The 3,621-nt window shown below is 52.6% G+C and carries 2 rRNA genes; both read right to left on the bottom strand.

Annotated elements, in window-relative coordinates:
• Positions 1-54: 54 nt before the first annotated feature.
• Positions 55-171: ribosomal RNA gene (gene rrf / locus E3T41_RS12475) — 5S ribosomal RNA — on the bottom strand.
• Between the two features lie 122 nt (positions 172-293).
• Positions 294-3,467, bottom strand: a 23S ribosomal RNA gene (locus E3T41_RS12470).
• Positions 3,468-3,621 lie beyond the last annotated feature (154 nt).

Below are 3,621 nucleotides of genomic sequence, written 5' to 3'. Positions count from 1 at the left end.
TTAACGCAAAAAGGCCACCCTTTCGGGTGGCCTTTTTGTTTGTTTCTAAGTTAAGTCCGGCGGTGTCTTACTCTCCCACAGGGTCCCCCCTGCAGTACCATCAGCGCTGAGAGTCTTAGCTTCCGGGTTCGGAATGTGACCGGGCGTTTCCCTCTCGCTATAGCCGCCGAAACATCTTCCGATGAATCGATTCTATATTTTTTAGTTATAGAGTCCCCTTGACAGGGACGTTGTTCTCGACCGTACATCGAGAACCACATAGTGGACGCTAAAGCAGCTTCTTCAAACTGAGTGTTATCAAATTATCGGCTTATTAGTACCGGTCAGCTCCATGGGTCTTTAGTCCCCACTTCCACATCCGGCCTATCAACGCAGTAGTCTAGCTGCGAGCCTCTCCCCCGAAGGGATGGAAATCTCATCTCGAAGCCGGCTTCCCGCTTAGATGCTTTCAGCGGTTATCCGTTCCGAACGTAGCTAATCAGCGGTGCTCCTGGCGGAACAACTGACACACCAGAGGTTCGTCCATCCCGGTCCTCTCGTACTAGGGATAGATCTTCTCAAATTTCCTGCGCGCGCAGCGGATAGGGACCGAACTGTCTCACGACGTTCTAAACCCAGCTCGCGTACCGCTTTAATGGGCGAACAGCCCAACCCTTGGGACCTACTCCAGCCCCAGGATGCGACGAGCCGACATCGAGGTGCCAAACCATGCCGTCGATATGGACTCTTGGGCAAGATCAGCCTGTTATCCCCGAGGTACCTTTTATCCGTTGAGCGACAGCGCTTCCACAAGCCACTGCCGGATCACTAGTCCCGACTTTCGTCCCTGCTCGACTTGTCAGTCTTACAGTCAAGCTCCCTTGTGCACTTACACTCGACACCTGATTACCAACCAGGTTGAGGGAACCTTTGGGCGCCTCCGTTACTTTTTAGGAGGCAACCGCCCCAGTTAAACTACCCACCAGGCACTGTCCCTGAACCGGATCACGGTTCGAAGTTAGGTATCCAATATGACCAGAGTGGTATTTCAACAATGACTCCACCTGAACTAGCGTCCAAGCTTCACAGTCTCCCACCTATCCTACACAAGCCACACCGAACACCAATACCAAGCTGTAGTAAAGGTCACGGGGTCTTTCCGTCCTGCTGCGCGTAACGAGCATCTTTACTCGTAATGCAATTTCGCCGAGTTCGCGGTTGAGACAGCTGGGAAGTCGTTACGCCATTCGTGCAGGTCGGAACTTACCCGACAAGGAATTTCGCTACCTTAGGATGGTTATAGTTACCACCGCCGTTTACTGGGGCTTAAATTCTCAGCTTCGCCTTGCGGCTAACCGTTCCTCTTAACCTTCCAGCACCGGGCAGGCGTCAGTCCGTATACATCGTCTTGCGACTTAGCACGGACCTGTGTTTTTAGTAAACAGTCGCTTCCCACTGGTCTCTGCGGCCTTCGAACGCTCCCGGAGCAAGTCCGTTCACGCCTCAGGCCCCCCTTCTCCCGAAGTTACGGGGGCATTTTGCCGAGTTCCTTAACCACGATTCTCTCGATCTCCTTAGTATTCTCTACCTGATCACCTGAGTCGGTTTGGGGTACGGGTGACTAAAACCTCGCGTCGATGCTTTTCTTGGCAGCATAGGATCACTGATTTCACCCTTACGGGCTACCCATCGGGTCTCAACCTTATATGAGAGACGGATTTGCCTATCTCTCGGCCTACATCCTTAGACCGGGTCAACCATCGCCCGGCTCAGCTACCTTCCTGCGTCACACCTGTTAATACGCTAACCGCACCAGCATAGGGTCGCACGCTAGGCCCCACGCTTCACCCCGAAGGGATCCATCTAGGGGATTCAGATGCTTAGCATTACTGGATTAGTTTGGGCGGTTTTTCGTCAGTACGGGAATATCAACCCGTTGTCCATCGACTACGCCTGTCGGCCTCGCCTTAGGTCCCGACTTACCCAGGGCGGATTAGCCTGGCCCTGGAACCCTTGATCTTTCGGAGGACGGGTTTCTCACCCGTCTTTCGCTACTCATGCCTGCATTCTCACTCGTGTAGCCTCCACGGCTGGTTTACACCGCCGCTTCGCTGGCCACACGACGCTCTCCTACCCATCAACACGGCTGAACCAACCACACAAGGTGGCGGCTTACCAAAAATATCAATGCCACAACTTCGGTGGCGTGCTTGAGCCCCGTTACATTGTCGGCGCGGAATCACTTGACCAGTGAGCTATTACGCACTCTTTCAAGGGTGGCTGCTTCTAAGCCAACCTCCTGGTTGTCTGTGCAACTCCACATCCTTTCCCACTTAGCACGCGCTTTGGGACCTTAGTTGGTGGTCTGGGTTGTTTCCCTCTCGACGATGAAGCTTATCCCCCACCGTCTCACTGCTGCGCTCTCACTTACCGGCATTCGGAGTTTGGCTGACGTCAGTAAGCTTTTGGGCCCCATCGGCCATCCAGTAGCTCTACCTCCGGCAAGAAACACGCAACGCTGCACCTAAATGCATTTCGGAGAGAACCAGCTATCACGAAGTTTGATTGGCCTTTCACCCCTATCCACAGCTCATCCCCTCCATTTTCAACTGAAGTGGGTTCGGTCCTCCACGACGTCTTACCGTCGCTTCAACCTGGCCATGGATAGATCACTTCGCTTCGGGTCTAGGACATGCGACTGAATCGCCCTATTCAGACTCGCTTTCGCTACGCATTCCCCTCTCGGGTTAAGCTCGCCACATATCACTAACTCGCAGGCTCATTCTTCAAAAGGCACGCTGTCACCAGAACAAAGCTGGCTCCAACGGTTTGTAAGCAAACGGTTTCAGGTACTATTTCACTCCCCTCCCGGGGTACTTTTCACCTTTCCCTCACGGTACTTGTTCACTATCGGTCATGTAGGAGTATTTAGGCTTATCAGGTGGTCCTGACGGATTCACACGGGATTTCTCGGGCCCCGTGCTACTTGGGATACTTCTCGGGCGATTGCTGCATTTCGACTACGGGGTTCGCACCCTCTATGACCAGGCTTTCAATCCTGTTCGTCTATACAACGTTCTAACCCTTACCATTCGGTAGAATAGGCAGAAAAGTCCCGCAACCCCGACCATGCAACGCCTACCGGCTATCACACATGATCGGTTTAGCCTCATCCGGGTTCGCTCGCCACTACTAACGGAATCACTGTTGTTTTCTCTTCCTGTGGGTACTGAGATGTTTCACTTCCCCACGTTCCCTCTACCCGCCCTATATATTCAGGCGGGAGTCACCAGGTCACCTTACGGGCCTGGCGGGGTTTCCCCATTCGGACATCCTCGGATCACAGTTCGTTTATCAACTCNTTCCCCATTCGGACATCCTCGGATCACAGTTCGTTTATCAACTCCCCGAGGCTTATCGCAGATTACTACGTCCTTCTTCGGCTCTACATGCCAAGGCATTCACCGTTTGCTCTTAAAAATTTGAAATCACATGAGTTTGAATCGATTAAGTATCACCACTCGAAAGTGATGATCGAAATTGACCAATGATCACGCACTCAATAAAGAGTGCATAGATCTTTGTAATTGACCGCACCATCTAAAAGATGCTGCGGCAAATTTAAGATGCTCGCGTCCACTG

The sequence above is a fragment of the Cryobacterium sp. Hh38 genome (assembly GCF_004403235.1).
Taxonomy (GTDB): domain Bacteria; phylum Actinomycetota; class Actinomycetes; order Actinomycetales; family Microbacteriaceae; genus Cryobacterium; species Cryobacterium levicorallinum.
Note: the sequence above shows the minus strand (reverse complement) of the source record. Positions and strands in the feature narration are given on the sequence as shown.